The sequence below is a fragment of the Burkholderia humptydooensis genome, from assembly GCF_001513745.1.
Taxonomy (GTDB): Bacteria; Pseudomonadota; Gammaproteobacteria; order Burkholderiales; family Burkholderiaceae; genus Burkholderia; species Burkholderia humptydooensis.
Genome location: NZ_CP013380.1, coordinates 3145081 through 3161561, shown reverse-complemented (window position 1 = coordinate 3161561; position 16481 = coordinate 3145081). Strand labels below are relative to the sequence as shown.

The 16481-nt window shown below is 70.2% G+C and carries 12 protein-coding genes and 1 pseudogene; 7 read left to right on the top strand and 6 right to left on the bottom strand.

The window, feature by feature from the left end:
* The first annotated feature begins 91 nt into the window (after window positions 1–91).
* Genes hemC through AQ610_RS14090 form a run of 3 tightly spaced genes read left to right on the top strand, consistent with a single transcriptional unit; the run spans window position 92 to window position 4267 of the window.
* Window positions 92–1081 (top strand): hydroxymethylbilane synthase, encoded by a 990-nt coding sequence (gene hemC / locus AQ610_RS14100; RefSeq protein WP_045554867.1) that lies wholly within the window; start codon window positions 92–94, stop codon window positions 1079–1081.
* A complete protein-coding gene (hemDX, locus tag AQ610_RS14095; RefSeq protein ID WP_006024910.1) occupies window positions 1081–3072 on the top strand; it encodes a fused uroporphyrinogen-III synthase HemD/membrane protein HemX in 1992 nt (663 codons plus the stop codon). Before hemC ends, hemDX begins: the two co-directional genes overlap by 1 nt.
* A gap of 4 nt (window positions 3073–3076) precedes the next feature.
* Window positions 3077–4267, top strand: a complete 1191-nt coding sequence (locus AQ610_RS14090; protein WP_006024911.1) for a heme biosynthesis protein HemY — start codon at window positions 3077–3079, stop codon at window positions 4265–4267.
* Window positions 4268–4426: 159 nt separating this feature from the next.
* Here AQ610_RS14090 and AQ610_RS14085 read toward each other — a convergent pair whose 3' ends face one another.
* The 3 genes from AQ610_RS14085 to AQ610_RS14075 all read right to left on the bottom strand — a co-directional run bounded on the left by AQ610_RS14085 (window position 4427) and on the right by AQ610_RS14075 (window position 8070).
* On the bottom strand, window positions 4427–5734 hold the full coding sequence (locus AQ610_RS14085; RefSeq protein ID WP_009911618.1) for an MFS transporter: 1308 nt from the start codon (window positions 5732–5734) through the stop codon (window positions 4427–4429).
* Between the two features lie 61 nt (window positions 5735–5795).
* Window positions 5796–6554, bottom strand: coding sequence for an SDR family oxidoreductase (locus AQ610_RS14080; protein WP_006024913.1), 759 nt, complete (start codon window positions 6552–6554; stop codon window positions 5796–5798).
* Between the two features lie 76 nt (window positions 6555–6630).
* Complete coding sequence (locus AQ610_RS14075; protein ID WP_006024914.1) at window positions 6631–8070, bottom strand: aldehyde dehydrogenase family protein; 1440 nt, start codon at window positions 8068–8070, stop codon at window positions 6631–6633.
* A gap of 160 nt (window positions 8071–8230) precedes the next feature.
* On the opposite strand from AQ610_RS14075, the gene ppa reads away from it, so the two are divergent.
* On the top strand, window positions 8231–8758 hold the full coding sequence (gene ppa / locus AQ610_RS14070; RefSeq protein WP_006024915.1) for an inorganic diphosphatase: 528 nt from the start codon (window positions 8231–8233) through the stop codon (window positions 8756–8758).
* A gap of 84 nt (window positions 8759–8842) precedes the next feature.
* Here the strand turns inward: ppa and AQ610_RS14065 are convergent.
* Window positions 8843–9430, bottom strand: a pseudogene (locus AQ610_RS14065) (GIY-YIG nuclease family protein); the annotation flags it as partial.
* A gap of 49 nt (window positions 9431–9479) precedes the next feature.
* The gene (locus tag AQ610_RS36840) at window positions 9480–10514 is read right to left on the bottom strand and encodes a helix-turn-helix transcriptional regulator (RefSeq protein ID WP_045554912.1); all 1035 of its coding nucleotides are present in this window, start codon (window positions 10512–10514) and stop codon (window positions 9480–9482) included.
* 144 nt (window positions 10515–10658) lie between these two features.
* Between AQ610_RS36840 and AQ610_RS14055 the strand changes: the two genes are divergently transcribed.
* A complete protein-coding gene (locus tag AQ610_RS14055; RefSeq protein ID WP_006024918.1) occupies window positions 10659–12899 on the top strand; it encodes a glycoside hydrolase family 3 C-terminal domain-containing protein in 2241 nt (746 codons plus the stop codon).
* 69 nt (window positions 12900–12968) lie between these two features.
* Here the strand turns inward: AQ610_RS14055 and AQ610_RS14050 are convergent, their stop codons facing one another.
* Window positions 12969–14147, bottom strand: coding sequence for a GNAT family N-acetyltransferase (locus AQ610_RS14050; protein ID WP_006024919.1), 1179 nt, complete (start codon window positions 14145–14147; stop codon window positions 12969–12971).
* Between the two features lie 130 nt (window positions 14148–14277).
* Between AQ610_RS14050 and AQ610_RS14045 the strand changes: the two genes are divergently transcribed.
* Window positions 14278–15987, top strand: a complete 1710-nt coding sequence (locus tag AQ610_RS14045; RefSeq protein ID WP_009911628.1) for an NAD+ synthase — start codon at window positions 14278–14280, stop codon at window positions 15985–15987.
* A 60-nt stretch (window positions 15988–16047) separates the two neighbouring features.
* Window positions 16048–16386: a P-II family nitrogen regulator gene (locus AQ610_RS14040; protein ID WP_004193987.1), complete on the top strand. Its 339-nt coding sequence runs from the start codon at window positions 16048–16050 to the stop codon at window positions 16384–16386.
* Window positions 16387–16481: the final 95 nt, after the last annotated feature.

The following is a 16481-nucleotide window of genomic DNA, read 5'->3' as shown; positions in this document are numbered from 1 at the left end:
GGCCGCTCGCGCAGCCCGTCCGGCGGGCGGCCGCGCAAGATGCGCGTGCTACCATAGTCTGTTCCTAACCCCGTCCCTCGATGTCCCTGCAATGAACTCCGAGACTCTTCCGGCCGAGCTGCCCGCGACGCTGACGATCGCGTCGCGCGAGAGCCGTCTCGCCATGTGGCAAGCCGAGCACGTGCGTGATGCGCTGCGCAAATTATATCCAGCTTGCGACGTGAAAATCCTCGGGATGACGACGCGCGGCGATCAAATTCTCGATCGCACGCTGTCGAAGGTCGGCGGCAAGGGCCTGTTCGTGAAGGAGCTCGAGAGCGCGCTCGCCGACGGCCGCGCGGATCTCGCCGTGCATTCGCTGAAGGACGTGCCGATGGCGCTGCCCGAAGGCTTCGCGCTCGCGGCCGTGATGAGCCGCGAGGACCCGCGCGACGCGTTCGTGTCGAACGATTACGCGTCGCTCGACGCGCTGCCGGCGGGCGCCGTCGTCGGCACGTCGAGCCTGCGCCGCGAGGCGATGCTGCGCGCGCGCCATCCGCGGCTCGACGTGCGGCCGCTGCGCGGCAATCTCGACACGCGGCTCGCGAAGCTCGACCGCGGCGACTACGCGGCGATCATTCTCGCCGCCGCGGGCTTGAAGCGCCTCGGCCTCGCCGCGCGGGTCCGCGCGCTGCTCGACGTCGACGACAGCCTGCCCGCCGCGGGCCAGGGCGCGCTCGGCATCGAGATCGCCGCGCGCCGCGCGGACGTCGCCGCGTGGCTCGCGCCGCTGCACGATCATGCGACCGCGCTCGCGGTCGAGGCCGAGCGCGCGGTGTCGCGCGCGCTCGGCGGCAGTTGCGAGGTGCCGCTCGCCGCGCATGCGGTGTGGCGCGGCGACGAGCTGCATCTGACGGGCAGCGTGTCGACGACGGACGGCGCGCGCGTGCTCGCCGCGCACGCGCAGTCGCGCGCCGCGACGGCCGCCGATGCGCTCGCGCTCGGCCGCGCGGTGTCCGACGAGCTCGAGCGGCAGGGCGCGCGCGCGATCGTCGACGCGCTCGTCGCGGCGAGCGCGCAGGCGCAACAGGGCGGCGCGTGATGGCGGGCGCGCCGCGCACGACGTTCACCGCGGTGCTCACGCGCCCCGACGGGCAGTCGGCGGCGCTCGCGGCGCAACTCGCCGCAGCGGGCATCGACGTGCTCGACTTCCCGCTCATCGACATCGCGCCGCTTGCGGACGACGCGCCGCTCGCCGAGGCGTTCGCGCGGCTCGACGCGTATGCGCTCGTCGTGTTCGTGTCGCCGAACGCGATCGATCACGCGCTCGCGCGGCTCGGCGCGATCTGGCCGCATTCGCTGCCGATCGGCGTCGTCGGGCCGGGCAGCGTCGCCGCGCTCGCCCGGCACGGGGTCGCGCCGGGCGCGCATCGCGTGATCGCGCCGCGCGCGCCCGACGACGGCGGCGAGCCGCACTACGATTCCGAAAGCCTCTTCGCCGAGATCGTCCGCGCGTTCGACGGCGAGGCGACGCTCGCCGGCAAGCGCGCGCTGATCGTGCGCGGCGACGGCGGCCGCGAATGGCTCGCCGAGCGCCTGCGCGAAGCGGGCGCCGACGTCGAGCTCGTCGCCGCGTACCGGCGCGTGAGCCCGGAACCTTCGATCGGTGCGTGGGAGCGCGTGCACGCGCTGCTGTCGGGCGCGCCGCACGCATGGCTCGTGACGAGCTCGGAAGGCGTGCGCAATCTGCAGGAGCTCGCGCACGAGCATTTGAACGAGGCCGAGATCGATGCGCTCAAGCGCGCGCAGTTCGTCGCGCCGCATCCGAGGATCGTCGAGACCGCGCGCGCACTCGGTTTTGATAGGATTACGCTGTCCGGCGCGGGCGATGAGCGTATCGTCCGCGCATTTCGCACGTTGGCCGACCAGGCCGACCAGGCCGATCAACCGGCGACAGCCGCACCGATGCCTTCTCGCATGACAGACACCAACGATACCAAAGACGTCTCTTCCAAACCGGCCGCGGCTCCTGTTCCGCCGCCGAATCAACCGTTTACGCCGTTTGAAACGAAAGAGCGGCGCAGCGGCTCGAGCGCGGCGCTGTGGTTCGTGGTCGTCGTGATCGCGGCCGCGGCGGGCGCCGGCGGCTACGCGCTGAACCGCAAGGTCGACCGCCTCGACCAGCACGCGCTCGAGCGTCAGAAGGCGCTCGACGCGCAGACGGCCGAGATCCGCACGAAGACCGATCAGGCGCTCGCGAGCGTGCGTCAGGCGGATTCGCAGTTGTCGCAGCTCGAAGGCAAGCTCGCCGACGCGCAGACCGCGCAGACCGCGCTGCAGCAGCAATATCAGGATCTGTCGCGCAACCGCGACGCGTGGATGATCGAGGAAGTCGGCCAGATGCTGTCGAGCGCGAGCCAGCAGCTCCTGCTGACGGGCAACACGCAGCTCGCGCTGATCGCGCTGCAGAACGCCGATTCGCGGCTCGCGGCGTCGCAGAGCGCGCAGGCCGTCGTCGTGCGCAAGGCCGTCGCGCAGGACATCGAACGGCTGAAGGCCGCGCCGACGGCGGACCTCACCGGGCTCGCGATCAAGCTCGACGATGCGATCGCGAAGGTCGACACGCTGCCGCTCGCGGGCGAAGTGCTCGCGCCGCACGCGCAGGCGAAGCCCGAGGTTGCCGCGAGCGCCGAGCACGCGGCCGCGGCGGCGGGCGAGCCGCGCTGGAAGGCGTGGTGGCGCGGCTTCTCGGCGGGCATCGGCGCGCAACTGAAGTCGCTCGTCGAAGTGCGCCGCATCGATCACGCTGACGCGATGCTCGCGTCGCCCGAACAGGGCTACTTCGTGCGCGAGAACGTGAAGCTGCGTCTTCTGAGCGCGCGGCTTTCGCTGCTCGCGCGCGACGACAGCGCGATGAAATCCGATCTGCATGCCGCGCAGGCGGCCGTCGCGCGCTACTTCGACGGTGCGTCGAAGGACACCCGGATCGTTCAGGATCTGCTCAAGCAGGTCGACGCCGCGTCGCTGACGGTTGCGGTGCCGAACCTCAACGCGAGCCTGAACGCGGTTCAACAGTTCAAGAGCCGGGGTTGACGCCATGACGCTGCGTGGAATCATTTGGCTCGCCGTGCTGTTCGCGATCGCCGCGGCGCTCGCGACGGTCGGGCGCTTCGATGCCGGCCAGGTGCTGATCGTCTATCCGCCGTATCGCATCGACGTGTCGCTGAACTTCTTCGTGCTCGCGATCATCGTCGCGTTCATCGTGCTGTACGCGCTGATGCGGATCGTGCGCAACCTGTGGCGGATGCCGCAGCGCGTGGCCGCGTATCGCGCGCGGATGCGCAACGAGCGCGCGCAGGCTTCGCTGCGCGACGCTCTCGCGAACCTCTACGCGGGCCGCTTCTCGCGTGCGGAGAAGGCCGCGCGCGATGCGCTCGCGGTCGGCTCGAACCAGGGCGCGGCGAGCCTCATCGCCGCGGCCGCGACGCACCGGATGCACGAGTATGCGCGGCGCGACGAATGGCTCGCGAAGGTGAGCGGCCAGGAATGGCAGGACGCGCGCCTGCTCGCGACGGCCGACATGCGCGCGGACGGCCGCGACGCCGAGGGCGCGCTCGCCGCGCTCGCCGAGATGCAGGCGTCGGGCGGCAAGCGCATCCACGCGCAGCAGATCGCGCTGCGCGCGCAGCAGCAGAACAAGAACTGGGTCGAGGTGCTGAAGATCGCGAAGGCGCTCGAGAAGCGCGAGGCGCTGCATCCGGCCGCGGCCGTGCGTCTGCGCCAGCAGGCGGCCGAGCATCTGCTGCGCGACCGCCGGCACGACGCCGACGCGCTCCTCGAAGTGTGGCAGACGCTGTCGGCCGCCGAGCGGCAATCGCCGCGCCTCGCGGATCTCGCCGCCGAGTTGCTGATCGCGCTCGAGCGCCGCCAGGAAGCGCGGCGGATCATCGAGGACGCGCTCGCGCACAACTGGAACGCGCGCCTGCTGCGCCGCTATCCGGACACGGCGGGCGCCGACGCGCTGCCGCTGATCCAGAAGGCCGAGGGCTGGCGTCGCGAGCGCCCGGACGACGCGGACCTGCTGTTCGCGCTTGGCCGCCTGTGCCAGCAGCAGCAACTGTGGGGCAAGGCGCAATCGTTCCTCGAAGCGGCGCTGAAGCTTGCCGACGACGAGCCGCTCAGGATTCGCGCGCATCGCGCGCTCGCGCGCCTGTTCGAGCACCTCGGCGAGACCGACAAGGCCGCGCAGCACTATCGCGAAAGCGCGCTTGCAATCACGGTCGTCTGAGTCTGAGCGCTCGGGCGGCGGGCGCTTTCCGGCGCGCCCGACGCCGAACGGCAGAACGGTGGAACCCGAGAACGGCAGCCTCGATGGCTGCCGTTTTCGTTGAGGCGCCGCGATGCGCAACGTGCATCGCGCATCGAATACCGAGGATCGAGCGTCGAATCAGACGTCGACGAGCGATTTAGGCACCGACAGCGTAAGCAGACCGCCCAGCACGAGGAACCCGGCGAGCATGTACATTCCCGCGTCGTTCGACGCGGTCGCCTGCCTGAGCCAGCCGACGAGGTAGGGGCTCAGGAAGCCCGCGAGGTTGCCGACCGAATTGATGATCGCGATGCCCGCGGCGGCGGCCGTGCCGCCGAGGAACGCGGTCGGCAGGCTCCAGAAGAGCGGCAGCGTCGTCAGGATGCCCATCGTCCCGAGCGTCAGGCCGAGCATCGCGAGCGCCGTGTCGTGCGCCCAGGCGACCGACAGCACGAGCCCGAGCGCGCCCGCCGCCGCGGGAATCGCGAGGTGCCAGCGCCGCTCGCGGCGGCGGTCCGCGCTGTGCGCGATCGCGAGCATCGCGACGACGGCCGCCGCGTACGGCACGGCGGACAAAAGGCCGATCGCGAACGCGTCGGTCACGCCCGTCGATTTGATGATCGTCGGCAGCCAGAAGCCGACGCCGTAGAGCCCCATCACGAACGAGAAGTAGATGAGGCCCATCAGCCAGACGCGCGGGCTCGTGAACACGACGGAAAGCGGCAGGTCCTCCTTGCGCGCCTCTTCGGCGGCGATGTTGCGCGACAGCAGCGCCTTTTCGTCGTCGTCGAGCCATTTCGCCTTCGCGATCCGGTCGTCGAGCGCGAACAGCAGCAGGATGCCGACGAGCACCGACGGCACGCCTTCGAGCAGGAACAGCCACTGCCAGCCGTGCCAGCCGTTCGCGCCGTCGAACGTCTTCAGGATGTAGCCGGAGATCGGCCCGCCGACGACGCCCGACAGCGCGACGGCCGTCATGAAGAGCGTCGTCATGCGGCCGCGGCGGTGCGCCGGATACCAGTAGGTCAGGTAGAGGATCACGCCGGGGAAGAAGCCGGCTTCCGCGACGCCGAGCAGAAAGCGCATCGTGTAGAACATCGCAGGCGTCGACACGAACATCGTCAGCGCCGAGATGATGCCCCACGTGACCATGATCCGCGCGATCCATATGCGTGCGCCCACCTTGTGCAGGATCACGTTGCTCGGCACTTCGAACAGAAAATAGCCGACGAAGAAGATCCCGGCGCCGAGGCCGTAGACCGCGTCGGACAGGTGCAGGTCGGCCGCCATCTGCAGCTTCGCAAAGCCGACGTTGACGCGGTCGAGATACGCGACCACATAGCAGAGCAGCAACAGCGGCGCGAGCCGCCACGAAACCTTGCGATAGGTGGCCGCCTCGAAGGCGGGCGGCGCGTTCGGCGTGGTCGCCGGCATGGTGCTGGCCATGATCGTCTCCTCTTGTGTGTCGTCCGGTTGTTTGGCTGTACGGTTGGCCGGCGCGCGGCGTTCAGACGCAGCGGCCGCCGTCGACTTCGACGCACACGCCGGTGACGAACGCGGCTTCGTCGGACGCGAGATAGAGCGCCGCGTTCGCGATGTCCTGCGGCGTCGACAGCCGGCCGAGCGGGATCGTCGCGACGAAGCGCGCGCGGTTCTCCGGCGTGTCGGGCACGCCCATGAATTCGCTCGTGAGGCCGGTCTCGCCGAGCACCGGGTTCACGCAGTTCACGCGGATCCGGTCGGCTCCGAGCTCGACGGCGAGCGTCTTGCTCGCGGTGATCATCGCGCCCTTCGTGCTGTTGTACCAGACGAGGCCGGGGCGCGGCCGCACGCCCGCCGTCGACGCGATGTTGACGAACGCGCCGCCGCCCGCGCCGCGGAAATACGGGACGAACGTCTGCACGCTCCAGAAGAGGCTCTTCATGTTGACCGCGTACACGCGGTCGTATTCGGCTTCGGTGATGTCGAGCACCGGCTTGTTGCGGTGCGTGGTGCCGGCGTTGTTGACGACGACCTGCACGCTGCCGAACGCGTCGAGCGCGGCGCCGCGCAGCGCATGCCAGTCTTCGCCGCGCGACACGTCGCCCGCGACGGCGAGCGCGCGGCCGCCCGAGAGCGCGATTTCGCTCGCGACGCGCTCGGCCGCCGCCGCGTTCAGATCGTTGACGACGACGCACGCGCCTTCGCGCGCGAACGTTCTTGCAATGCCTTCGCCGAAGCCCGAGCCTGCGCCCGTGACGACGGCCGTCTTGCCGCTGAGCCGCATTGGTTGTCTCCTGAGTCTTGTTGTGAATGCGAATGCCGGAACGCCGCTGCGGCACGCATGCGCGCCGCCGCCCGGCTCAGCCGTGTCTGAGCGCGATCGTCTTGAGCACGGTGAAGCCGTACAGCGCCTCGAAACCCTTCTCGCGGCCGTAGCCGGAGCGGCCGGTGCCGCCGAACGGCAGCTCGACGCCGCCGCCCGCGCCGTAGTTGTTGACGAACACCTGCCCCGCACGCAGCTTGCGCGCGAGCCGCATCTGCCGCGCGCCGTCGCGCGTCCATATGCCGGCGACGAGCCCGTAAGGCGTGCCGTTCGCGAGCGCGAGCGCTTCGTCCTCGTCGGCGAACTTCATCGCGGCGAGCACCGGGCCGAACACCTCCTCCTGCGCGAGCCGGTGCGTGTGCGGCACGTCGCGCAGCAGCGCGGGCGCCTGGTAGAAGCCCGTTTCGGGCGCGTCCGGCACGACCTCGCCATGCGCGGCCATCGGGATGCCGTCGTGCTGCGCGTCGGACAGGAAGTCCCACACGCGTTGCTGCTGCTTCGCGTTGATGAGCGGCCCGCAATCGAGATCGGCGTGGCCGGGGCCGACCTTCAGCCCGTTGAACGCGGTTGCGAGCCGCTCGACGAGCGGCTCGTAGACCGCCTTGTCGATCAGCACGCGGCTGCCGGCCGAGCAGGTCTGGCCGGCGTTCTGGACGATCGCCGACACGAGCACGGGCAGCGCGGCGTCGAGGTCCGCGTCGGCGAACACGATCTGCGGCGACTTGCCGCCGAGCTCGAGCGTAGCGCTCGCGTGGTGCTCGGCCGCCATCTGCGCGACGAGGCGGCCCGTGTCGGGCGAGCCGGTGAACGATACGTGGTCGACGCCCGGATGCCGCGCGAGCGCCGCGCCCGCCTCGTGGCCGTAGCCCGTCACGACGTTGAGCGTGCCTGCGGGAAGCCCGGCTTCGGCGGCGAGCGTCGCGACGCGCAGGATCGACAGGCACGCGTCCTCCGATGGCTTGACGACGCACGCGTTGCCCGCGGCGAGCGCCGCGCCGACGCTGCGCCCGAGGATCTGCATCGGGTAGTTCCACGGCACGATGTGGCCTGTCACGCCGTGCGGCTCGCGCAGCGTGAGCACCGTGTAGCCGTCGCGGTACGGCAGCGTTTGCCCGTGCAGCTTGTCCGCCGCGCCCGCGTAGAACTCGAAGTAGCGGGCGAGCGCGTCGGCGTCCGCGCGCGCCTGCGCGAGCGGCTTGCCGGTGTCGCGCGACTCGATGAGCGCGAGCTCCTCGCGGCACGCGGCGACGAGCATCGACAGCCGGTACAGCACGCGCCCGCGCTCGGCCGCGCCGACCGAGCCCCACGGGCCGTCGAACGCCGCGCGGGCCGCGCGCACGGCCGCGTCGACGTCGGGCGCGGTGCCGCGCGCGAGCCGCGCGAACGGCTCGCCGTCGGACGGATCGATCACGGCGATCGTCTCGCCGCCCGCGGGCGCCGCCCATGCGCCCGCGATGAAGTGCTTCGCTTCTTCCATGCCCGCTCCCGGCCGTTCGCGCGTTGTCTGATCGTCGCCCGATTATCGGCCGAACGCGGCGCAAGCGCCATCGGGCGATTGGCTATAATGCGCTTTCCATCGGAGGCGCCCGCAAGGCCGCCATCCGTCCCGATTCCCATCCGAACTTCAGAGAACGCTCATGAGCTTCAGCAATGTTCCGGCCGGCAAGGATCTGCCGCAAGACTTCAACGTGATCATCGAGATCCCGGCGCAAAGCGAGCCGGTCAAGTACGAAGCCGACAAGGAACTCGGCCTCCTCGTCGTCGACCGCTTCATCGGCACCGGCATGCGCTACCCGGTGAACTACGGCTTCATTCCGCAGACGCTGTCGGGCGACGGGGACCCCGTCGACGTGCTCGTCATCACGCCGTTTCCGCTGCTCGCGGGCTCGGTCGTTCGCGCGCGCGCGCTCGGCATGCTGAAGATGACCGACGAATCGGGCGTCGACGCGAAGCTCGTCGCGGTGCCGCACGACAAGGTCTGCCCGATGACGGCGAACATCAAGTCGATCGACGACGTGCCCGCGTACCTGAAGGATCAGATCAAGCACTTCTTCGAGCAGTACAAGGCGCTCGAGAAGGGCAAGTGGGTGAAGGTCGAGGGCTGGGACGGCATCGACGCTGCGCACAAGGAAATCACCGACGGCATCGCGAACTTCAAGAAGTAAGCAGCCGGGTGCGCCCGCTGCGGCGCCCATCGGTTACGCGGAACCGCGCGTGTCTCGTCACGAGGCCGCGCGGTTTTGTTTTGCGCGCGCGCGCCTCGGCGGCGCGGCGGATGCGGTCGCGCGAATGGATTTTGCTCCGTGGGAAGCGCCCGAAGGCTTCGTTGGCTCCGTCGTATCACGCGTGTCGGCCGGCGCGCCTGCATCGGGCGTCTCGGGCGAGGCCCGGGCGGCATCGCGGCGAGACCGCGGCGTCGCCATACCCGGCGTATCCAACATGCCCGCCGCTCGATTCGCGTCGACGAGCGTCATGCGCCCCGCGGCGTCATGCGCCTCCACGTCCGTCGTCGCCGCCGCAGCCGCGCCGCGATCATCGTCGGCGTCGCCCGGCGCGACCGCCGCCACTACCGGCAGCACCGACTCGAGCGTGCGCGCGCCCGCCGCCAGCTCGCGCTTTTGCGCGGCGGTGAGCCGCTTCACCCAATATTCGGCGCGCGACGCGCTCGAGCGATCGGCGAGCTCGAACGACGCGAGCACCGCCCGCGGCTTGCGCGCGCGCGTGTAGCGCGCGCCCACGCCTTGCGCGTGCTTGTCGAAGCGGGCGGCGACGTCGGTCGTGATGCCGGTGTAGACGCTGCCGTCCGCGCATTCGATCAGATACAGATACCAGGACATGTAAGGGCGGCGTGACGCGAAGCCGCCAGTGTCGCAGAAATTGCGCGGCTCAATGCCATTTGTCGCGGCGGTCTTCGCGATAGCGGCTCGGCGCCGCGCCATGCTCGCGCGCGAAGAAGCGGCTGAACGCGCTCGTCGAGCCGAAGCCGACCCGCGCGCCTATTTCGCCGATCGGCAGCCGCGTGTGCAGCAGCAGCCGCTCCGCCTCCCCGATACGCGCGCGCGTGACGAGCGCGTGGAACGTCAGCGCCTCGTGATGCAGGCGCCGGCGCAGCGTCCAGCGCGAGATCGCGAAGCGCTCGCACACGTGCCCGAGCAGCCGCTCAGGCGGCGCGTCGCCGTCGCCCGTCGCGCGCAGCCAGTCGCGCAGGCAGCGCTCGACCGCCGCGCCGAACGACACTCGCGCGCGCAGCCGTTCGCGCGCGTCGTCGGCCGCGTGGCGCTGGATCGCGGCGAGCGCGCCGTTGAAGCGCTCGAACGGCGCGTCGAGCCGCGTCGACGCGATCACGATCCGGTTGCGCGGCGCGTCGAACGCGGGGCGCGCGAGCAGCATGCCGGCGAGCGCGGAAGCGGGCGCGAACGCGCCGCCCGTGAATTCGGGCTCGCGCATCTGCGCGGCGGGATCGTAGAGCCGCGCGAGCGCCGCGAGGATCGCCAGGTTCGCGAACGCGCAGATCGCGCGCCGCCCGTCGCCTTCGATCACGTATTCGAATGCGATCGCGTCACGGGTCTCGGCGGGCAGCAGCCAGTCGACGTCGCCGACGAGCGGGCGATACGCCGCGTATTGCCGCAGCGCGTCGCGCAGCGTTGCGGCATTGCAGACGACGCCCGCGAATTCCGGAAACGGCGTGAGCCACTGGACGATATCGGGCGGCGGCCGCAGCCAGCCGTGCATCCAGCCGCTCGCGAGCCGCATCGCCGCGACGTGCCGGTCGCCCGGCACGCGGCGGTGCGGCTCGTCGAGATCGGCTTCGGCGAGCCCGAGCAGATCGGCGACGCGGGCCGTGTCGAAGCCGTTCGCGCGGGCTGCGTCGAACAGCCCGCGGTGGATGCGGGCGGAAACGGATTTCTGCCGTAACTCCATGTCTCTCTCCATGTCGTCGCGACCATCGGGTTTGTCCCCGCCTCGATGGGTCAAGCGCTGCTCCTTGCGGTCAAACCGCGCTGCCGGCGGCTTCATAGACTGTCGAGCGCTGGTAAGTACAACAGAAACCCCCTTGGAGGAGCAATGGAAAAATCGCTGTTTGGGCTGTCGACGATCGCGCTGTCGGTGCTGCTCGCTTCGTGCGGCGGCGACGACGTGAATCGCCCCGCCGATCCGGAGGCGGCCGCTGACGCGCGGGCGTCCGCGCTCGTCGCGCAACTGACGACCGACGAGAAGATCCGGCTCGTGCACGGCACGGGCATGCCGGCCTTCGACATCGGCGGGCCGTTTCCCGCCGATGCGCTGAACGGCGCGAGCTACATTCCCGGCGTTTCGCGGCTCGGCATCCCGGCCGTCAACAGCGCGGATTCGGCGGGCGGCGTCAACGTGAAGAACGCGCGGATCACCGCGCTGCCCGCGAGCGTCGCGCTCGCGGCGAGCTGGGACCCGGCGCTCGCGCGCGCGTACGGCGTGCGCATCGCGGCCGAGCTGCGCGCGCTCGGCTTCGCGCAAGGGCTCGGCGGCGGGATCAACCTCGCGCGCGAGCCGCGCAACGGCCGCACGTTCGAATACATGGGCGAGGACCCGGTGCTCGCGGGCGTGATGAGCGCCGCGCGCACGGACGGCACGCAATCGCAGAAGGTGATCGCGACGATCAAGCACTTCGCGTTCAACGATCAGGAAACGAACCGCACGACCGACGATTCGGTCGTCGACGAGCGGACGATGCGCGAGACCGAGCTGCTCGCGTTCGAGATCGGCATTCTCGACGGCCGGCCTGGCAATGTGATGTGCTCGTACAACAAGGTCAACGGCATTGCCGCGTGCGAGAACCCGTATCTGCTGACGACCGTGCTGAAGAACGAATGGGGCTTCAAGGGCGTCGTGCAGTCCGACTGGGGCGCTGCGCACTCGACAGTCGCCTCCGTGCTGGCGGGGCTCGACGAAGAGGAGCCCGGCGCGGCCGACGACAACGACGCGCCGCTCGGCTCGTACTTCAATGCGAAGCTGCGTGCGGCGCTCGACGCGGGCACGGTGTCCGTCGCGCGGCTCGACGACATGGTGCGGCGCAAGCTGCGCACGCTGATCCGGATCGGCGTGATGGACGATCCGCCGAAGCCGGGCGGCGCGATCGACGAAGCGGCCGGCAACGCCGACGCGCTCGCGATCGCGCGGCAGTCCGCAGTGCTGCTGAAGAACGCGGCCGCGGCGGGCGATGCGCGGCCGGTGCTGCCGCTCGCGGCCGCATCGCTCGCGTCGGTCGTCGTGATCGGCGGCCACGCGGACGCGGGGGTGCTGTCGGGCGGCGGCTCGGGCGCCGCGCCCGCGATCGACGGCAATGCGGTGACGCGCTGCCGGCAGCCGGCGGACATGCTGTTCGGCGGCTGCGCGACCTGGTACAAATCGGCGCCGCTCGCGGCGATCCGCGCGAAGGCGCCGCACGCGGCGGTCAGCTACCTTGACGGCGCCGATGCGAACGCGGCGGCCAACGCGGCCGCGCAGGCCGACGTCGCGATCGTGTTCGCGACGCAATGGCAGACCGAGGGGCTCGATCTGCCGAGCCTGTCGCTGCCCGACGCCGCGGCCGATCCGTACAACCAGCAATACGACCAGAACGCGCTGATCGCGGCGGTCGCGGCGAAGGCGAAGCGGGTGGTCGTCGTGATCGAGAGCGGCAGCCCGGTACTGATGCCGTGGCTCGCGAACGTGCACGGCGTGCTGGAGGCGTGGTATCCGGGCGTGAAGGGCGGCGAGGCGATCGCGGATCTGCTGTTCGGCGACGCGAACCCGTCCGGCAAGCTGCCGGTCACGTTCCCGCAGAAGGAGGCGGATCTGCCGCAGCCCGCGATCGATCCGGCGAGCCCGCGCACCGTGTACGGCGAAGGGCTGATGATCGGCTATCGCTGGTATGACGCGAAGCACGTTCAGCCGCTCTTTCCGTTCGGCTTCGGGCTGTCGTACACGACGTTCGCCTACTCGGGGATGAGCGCGCAGGCGGACGCGTCCGGCAACGTGACGGTTGGCTTTACGGTGACGAACACCGGCGCGCGCGCGGGTGCCGAGGCCGCGCAAGTCTATGCGGCGCTGCCCGCCGGGCTCGGCGAGCCGCCGCAGCGGCTCGTCGGCTGGGCGAAGGTCGCGCTGCAGCCGGGGCAGGCGCAGCGCGTCGCCGTCACGATTCCGGCGAAACGCTTCGCGACCTGGGATGCGGGCGCGCACGCGTGGCGCTTGAACGCGGGCAGCTATCGGCTGAGCGTCGCCGCGTCGTCGCGCGATCCGAATGCGCTGTCGCAGCCGGTGTCGTTGAGCGGCGCGCGTCTGTAGTCTGGTCCTGCCGCCGCGCCCGATCGCGGGTTCGGCGCCGGGGCGTCAAGGCTTGGTCGGCGGGTTGGGTCAGCGCCCGCCGTCCCTGAACGGATTGTGCTCGTGCAGTTCGTCGACATACGCGTGAATCTGGTTCGTCTCCTGCGCGAGGAAGCGCCCGACCGCATCGGCGAACGCCGGATGCGCGAGCCAGTGCGCGGAGTGCGTGACGGTCGGCATGAAGCCGCGCGCGAGCTTGTGCTCGCCCTGCGCGCCGCCTTCGAATGCGTCGAGCCGCTCGTCGATGCAGAATTCGAGCAACTGGTAGTACGCGGTCTCGAAATGCAGGCAGGGCACGTGTTCGAGCGCGCCCCAGTAGCGGCCGTACAGCACGCCGCCCCCCGACGCGCCGCGCTGGTAGACGGCGAGCGCGCTCGCGATCGGCCGTCCTTCGCGCTCGGCGATCACGAGCAGCAGGTTCTCCGGCATCGTCGCGCCGATCTCGCGGAAGAATTCGAGATTCAGATACGGGCTCGAAAAGTGCTCGCGGTACGTCTGCCGGTAGCAGCGCGCGAAGAAGCGCCAGTCGGCGTCGGTCGCGTCCTCGCCGCGCACGCGGCGCAACGTGACGCCCGCGTCCGCGACCTTGCGGCGCTCCGCGCGGATGTTCTTGCGCTTCTTCTGCTCGAGCGTGCCGAGGAACGCGTCGAAGTCGCGATAGCCGTCGTTCAGCCAGTGGAACTGCACGCCTTCGCGCAGCATCATCCCCATGTCGGCGAGCGTGCGCGCCTCGTCGCCGGTCGGAAACAGCACGTGCAGCGACGACACGTCGCTCTGCTCGGCGAGCGCGACGAGCGTGGCGGCGAGCTGGCGGCGCGCGTCGTCGTCGACGGCGAGCAGGCGGCTGCCCTGCACGGGCGTGAACGGCACCGCGCACAGCAGCTTCGGGTAGTACGGCAGCCCGTTGCGCTGGTACGCGTCGGCCCACGCCCAGTCGAACACGTATTCGCCATACGAATGGCGCTTCGCATAGACGGGCGCGGCCGCGACGAGCGCGCCCGTCGCGCCGTCCGCGAGCGTGACGAAGCGCGGCGCCCAGCCGGTGTCGTCGACCGCGCAGCCCGCGCGGTGCAGCGCGCTCAGGAACGCGTGCTTCAGGAAGGGCGTCGGGCGCGGCGCGCGCGCGACGAGCGCGTCCCACTCGGCGGCGCTTGCGTCGAGGGCAGACGTGAGGATGCCCATGCGATAATCGTAACGTTCGTGTTTCAACGATTCGAATCCGTTTCGTTCGTACCCGTTTGCACGGCGGGCCGGTCGCGCGTGTTGCCGCGCCGCCCCGGCCGTGCGTTTGATCCAAGCCGTTCGCGCCACGGCCCGAGGAGGCCGCGCTGATCCCGTGATGAAGACCCGTATCGCACTCGCCCAACTCAACGTCACCGTCGGCGATTTCGCCGGCAACGCCGCCAAGATCGTCGCCGCCGCGCAAGCCGCGCACGATGCCGGCGCGCAGCTCCTGATCGCGCCGGAGCTCGCGCTGTCAGGCTACCCGCCCGAGGATCTGCTGCTGCGCCCCGCGTTCTACGCGGCGTCCGACGCGGCGCTCGCCGAGCTCGCCGCGCAACTGAAGCCGCTCGCCGGGCTCGCGGTGCTCGTCGGCCATCCGCTGCGCGCGGGCGACGCAGGAGCACCAGGCGCGCCAAGCGCCGATGGTAATGCAAACCGCCCGATCGAGCGCGGCGCCGCGCCCGCCGACACCTACAACGCGGCGTCGCTGATCGTGGGCGGCGAGGTGGCCGGCACGTACCGGAAGCAGGACTTGCCGAACACCGAGGTGTTCGACGAGAAGCGCTATTTCGCGACCGACGCCGCGCCGTACGTGTTCGAATTGAACGGCGTGACGTTCGGCGTCGTGATTTGCGAGGACGTGTGGCACGCGTCGGCCGCGCAACTCGCGAAGGCGGCGGGCGCGCAGGTGCTGATCGTGCCGAACGGCTCGCCGTATCACATGAACAAGGACACGGTGCGCATCGATATCCTGCGCGCGCGGATTCGCGAAACGGGCCTGCCGATGGTCTACGTGAACCTCGTCGGCGGCCAGGACGAGCTCGTGTTCGACGGCGGCTCGTTCGTGCTCGACGGCGCGGGCGAGCTCGTCGCGAAGATGCCGCAGTTCGAGGAAGGCAACGCGATCGTCGAGTTCGACGGCGCGCACCCGCTGCCCGCCGCTATCGCGCCGGCGCTGTCCGTCGAGGCGCAGGTGTATCGCGCGCTCGTGCTCGGCGTGCGCGACTACATCGGCAAGAACGGCTTCCCGGGCGCGATCATCGGGCTGTCGGGCGGCGTCGATTCGGCGCTCGTGCTCGCGGTCGCCGTCGACGCGCTCGGCGCGGAGCGCGTGCGCGCGGTGATGATGCCGTCGCGCTACACGGCCGACATCTCGACGACCGACGCGGCCGACATGGCGGCGCGCGTCGGCGTGCGCTACGACGAGATCGCGATCGCGCCGATGTTCGACGCGTTCCGCGCGTCGCTCGCGGGCGAATTCGCGGGCCGCGCGGAAGACGCGACCGAGGAGAACATCCAGGCGCGCATCCGCGGCACGCTGCTGATGGCGCTGTCGAACAAGTTCGGCTCGATTGTGCTGACGACGGGCAACAAGAGCGAGATGGCGGTCGGCTATTGCACGCTGTACGGCGACATGGCGGGCGGCTTCGCGGTGATCAAGGACATCGCGAAGACGCTCGTCTACCGGCTCTGCCATTACCGCAACGCGGCGGCCGAATATGGCGCGCTCGGCATCATTCCCGAGCGGATCCTCACGCGCGCGCCGTCGGCCGAGCTGCGCGAGAACCAGACCGACCAGGACAGCCTGCCCCCGTACGACGTGCTCGACGCGATCATGCGGATGTACATGGAGGAGGACCGGCCGCTTTCGGAGATCGTCGCGGCGGGCTATTCGGAGGCGGACGTGAAACGCGTCACGCGGCTCATCAAGATCAACGAGTACAAGCGCCGGCAGGCGCCCGTCGGCATTCGCGTCACGCACCGCGCGTTCGGGCGCGACTGGCGCTATCCGATCACGTCGCGCTTCACCGAGAGCATCGACTGACGCGGCGCGCGGCGTAGAATCGGCTGACGATTTTCACTCATTCGAAGCAAGGGGCACATCATGAAACGCATCACCGCCATCATCAAGCCGTTCAAGCTGGACGAAGTGCGCGAAGCGCTCGCCGAAGTCGGCCTGACGGGGCTCACCGTCACGGAAGTGAAGGGCTTCGGCCGCCAGAAGGGGCACACGGAACTCTACCGCGGCGCCGAGTACGTGGTCGATTTCCTGCCGAAGATGAAGATCGAAGTGGTGGTTGCGAACAATCTCGTCGATCAGGTGATCGACGCGGTGATCGGCGCCGCGCGCACCGGCAAGATCGGCGACGGCAAGATCTTCGTGTCGGACGTCGAGCGCGTGATCCGGATTCGCACGGGCGAGGAGAACGAAGCGGCCGTCTGAGGCAGGCCGCGAAGAATAAAAAAACGGTGCGACACCCAGGGGTATCGCACCGGTACGCGCCTCTCGCAGCAGCGTGAAAAGACTATCGGTTCAAA

What these genes read in the sequence shown, in the direction of transcription:
- AQ610_RS14045 (WP_009911628.1), top strand. Translation starts at nt 14,278, where the DNA reads ATGAAGACCCGTATCGCACTCGCCCAACTCAACGTCACCGTCGGCGAT.
- AQ610_RS14090 (WP_006024911.1), top strand. Translation starts at nt 3,077, where the DNA reads ATGACGCTGCGTGGAATCATTTGGCTCGCCGTGCTGTTCGCGATCGCC.
- hemC (WP_045554867.1), top strand. Translation starts at nt 92, where the DNA reads ATGAACTCCGAGACTCTTCCGGCCGAGCTGCCCGCGACGCTGACGATC.
- hemDX (WP_006024910.1), top strand. Translation starts at nt 1,081, where the DNA reads ATGGCGGGCGCGCCGCGCACGACGTTCACCGCGGTGCTCACGCGCCCC.
- AQ610_RS36840 (WP_045554912.1), bottom strand. Translation starts at nt 10,514, where the DNA reads ATGGAGTTACGGCAGAAATCCGTTTCCGCCCGCATCCACCGCGGGCTG.
- AQ610_RS14075 (WP_006024914.1), bottom strand. Translation starts at nt 8,070, where the DNA reads ATGGAAGAAGCGAAGCACTTCATCGCGGGCGCATGGGCGGCGCCCGCG.
- AQ610_RS14040 (WP_004193987.1), top strand. Translation starts at nt 16,048, where the DNA reads ATGAAACGCATCACCGCCATCATCAAGCCGTTCAAGCTGGACGAAGTG.
- ppa (WP_006024915.1), top strand. Translation starts at nt 8,231, where the DNA reads ATGAGCTTCAGCAATGTTCCGGCCGGCAAGGATCTGCCGCAAGACTTC.
- AQ610_RS14080 (WP_006024913.1), bottom strand. Translation starts at nt 6,554, where the DNA reads ATGCGGCTCAGCGGCAAGACGGCCGTCGTCACGGGCGCAGGCTCGGGC.
- AQ610_RS14085 (WP_009911618.1), bottom strand. Translation starts at nt 5,734, where the DNA reads ATGGCCAGCACCATGCCGGCGACCACGCCGAACGCGCCGCCCGCCTTC.
- AQ610_RS14055 (WP_006024918.1), top strand. Translation starts at nt 10,659, where the DNA reads ATGGAAAAATCGCTGTTTGGGCTGTCGACGATCGCGCTGTCGGTGCTG.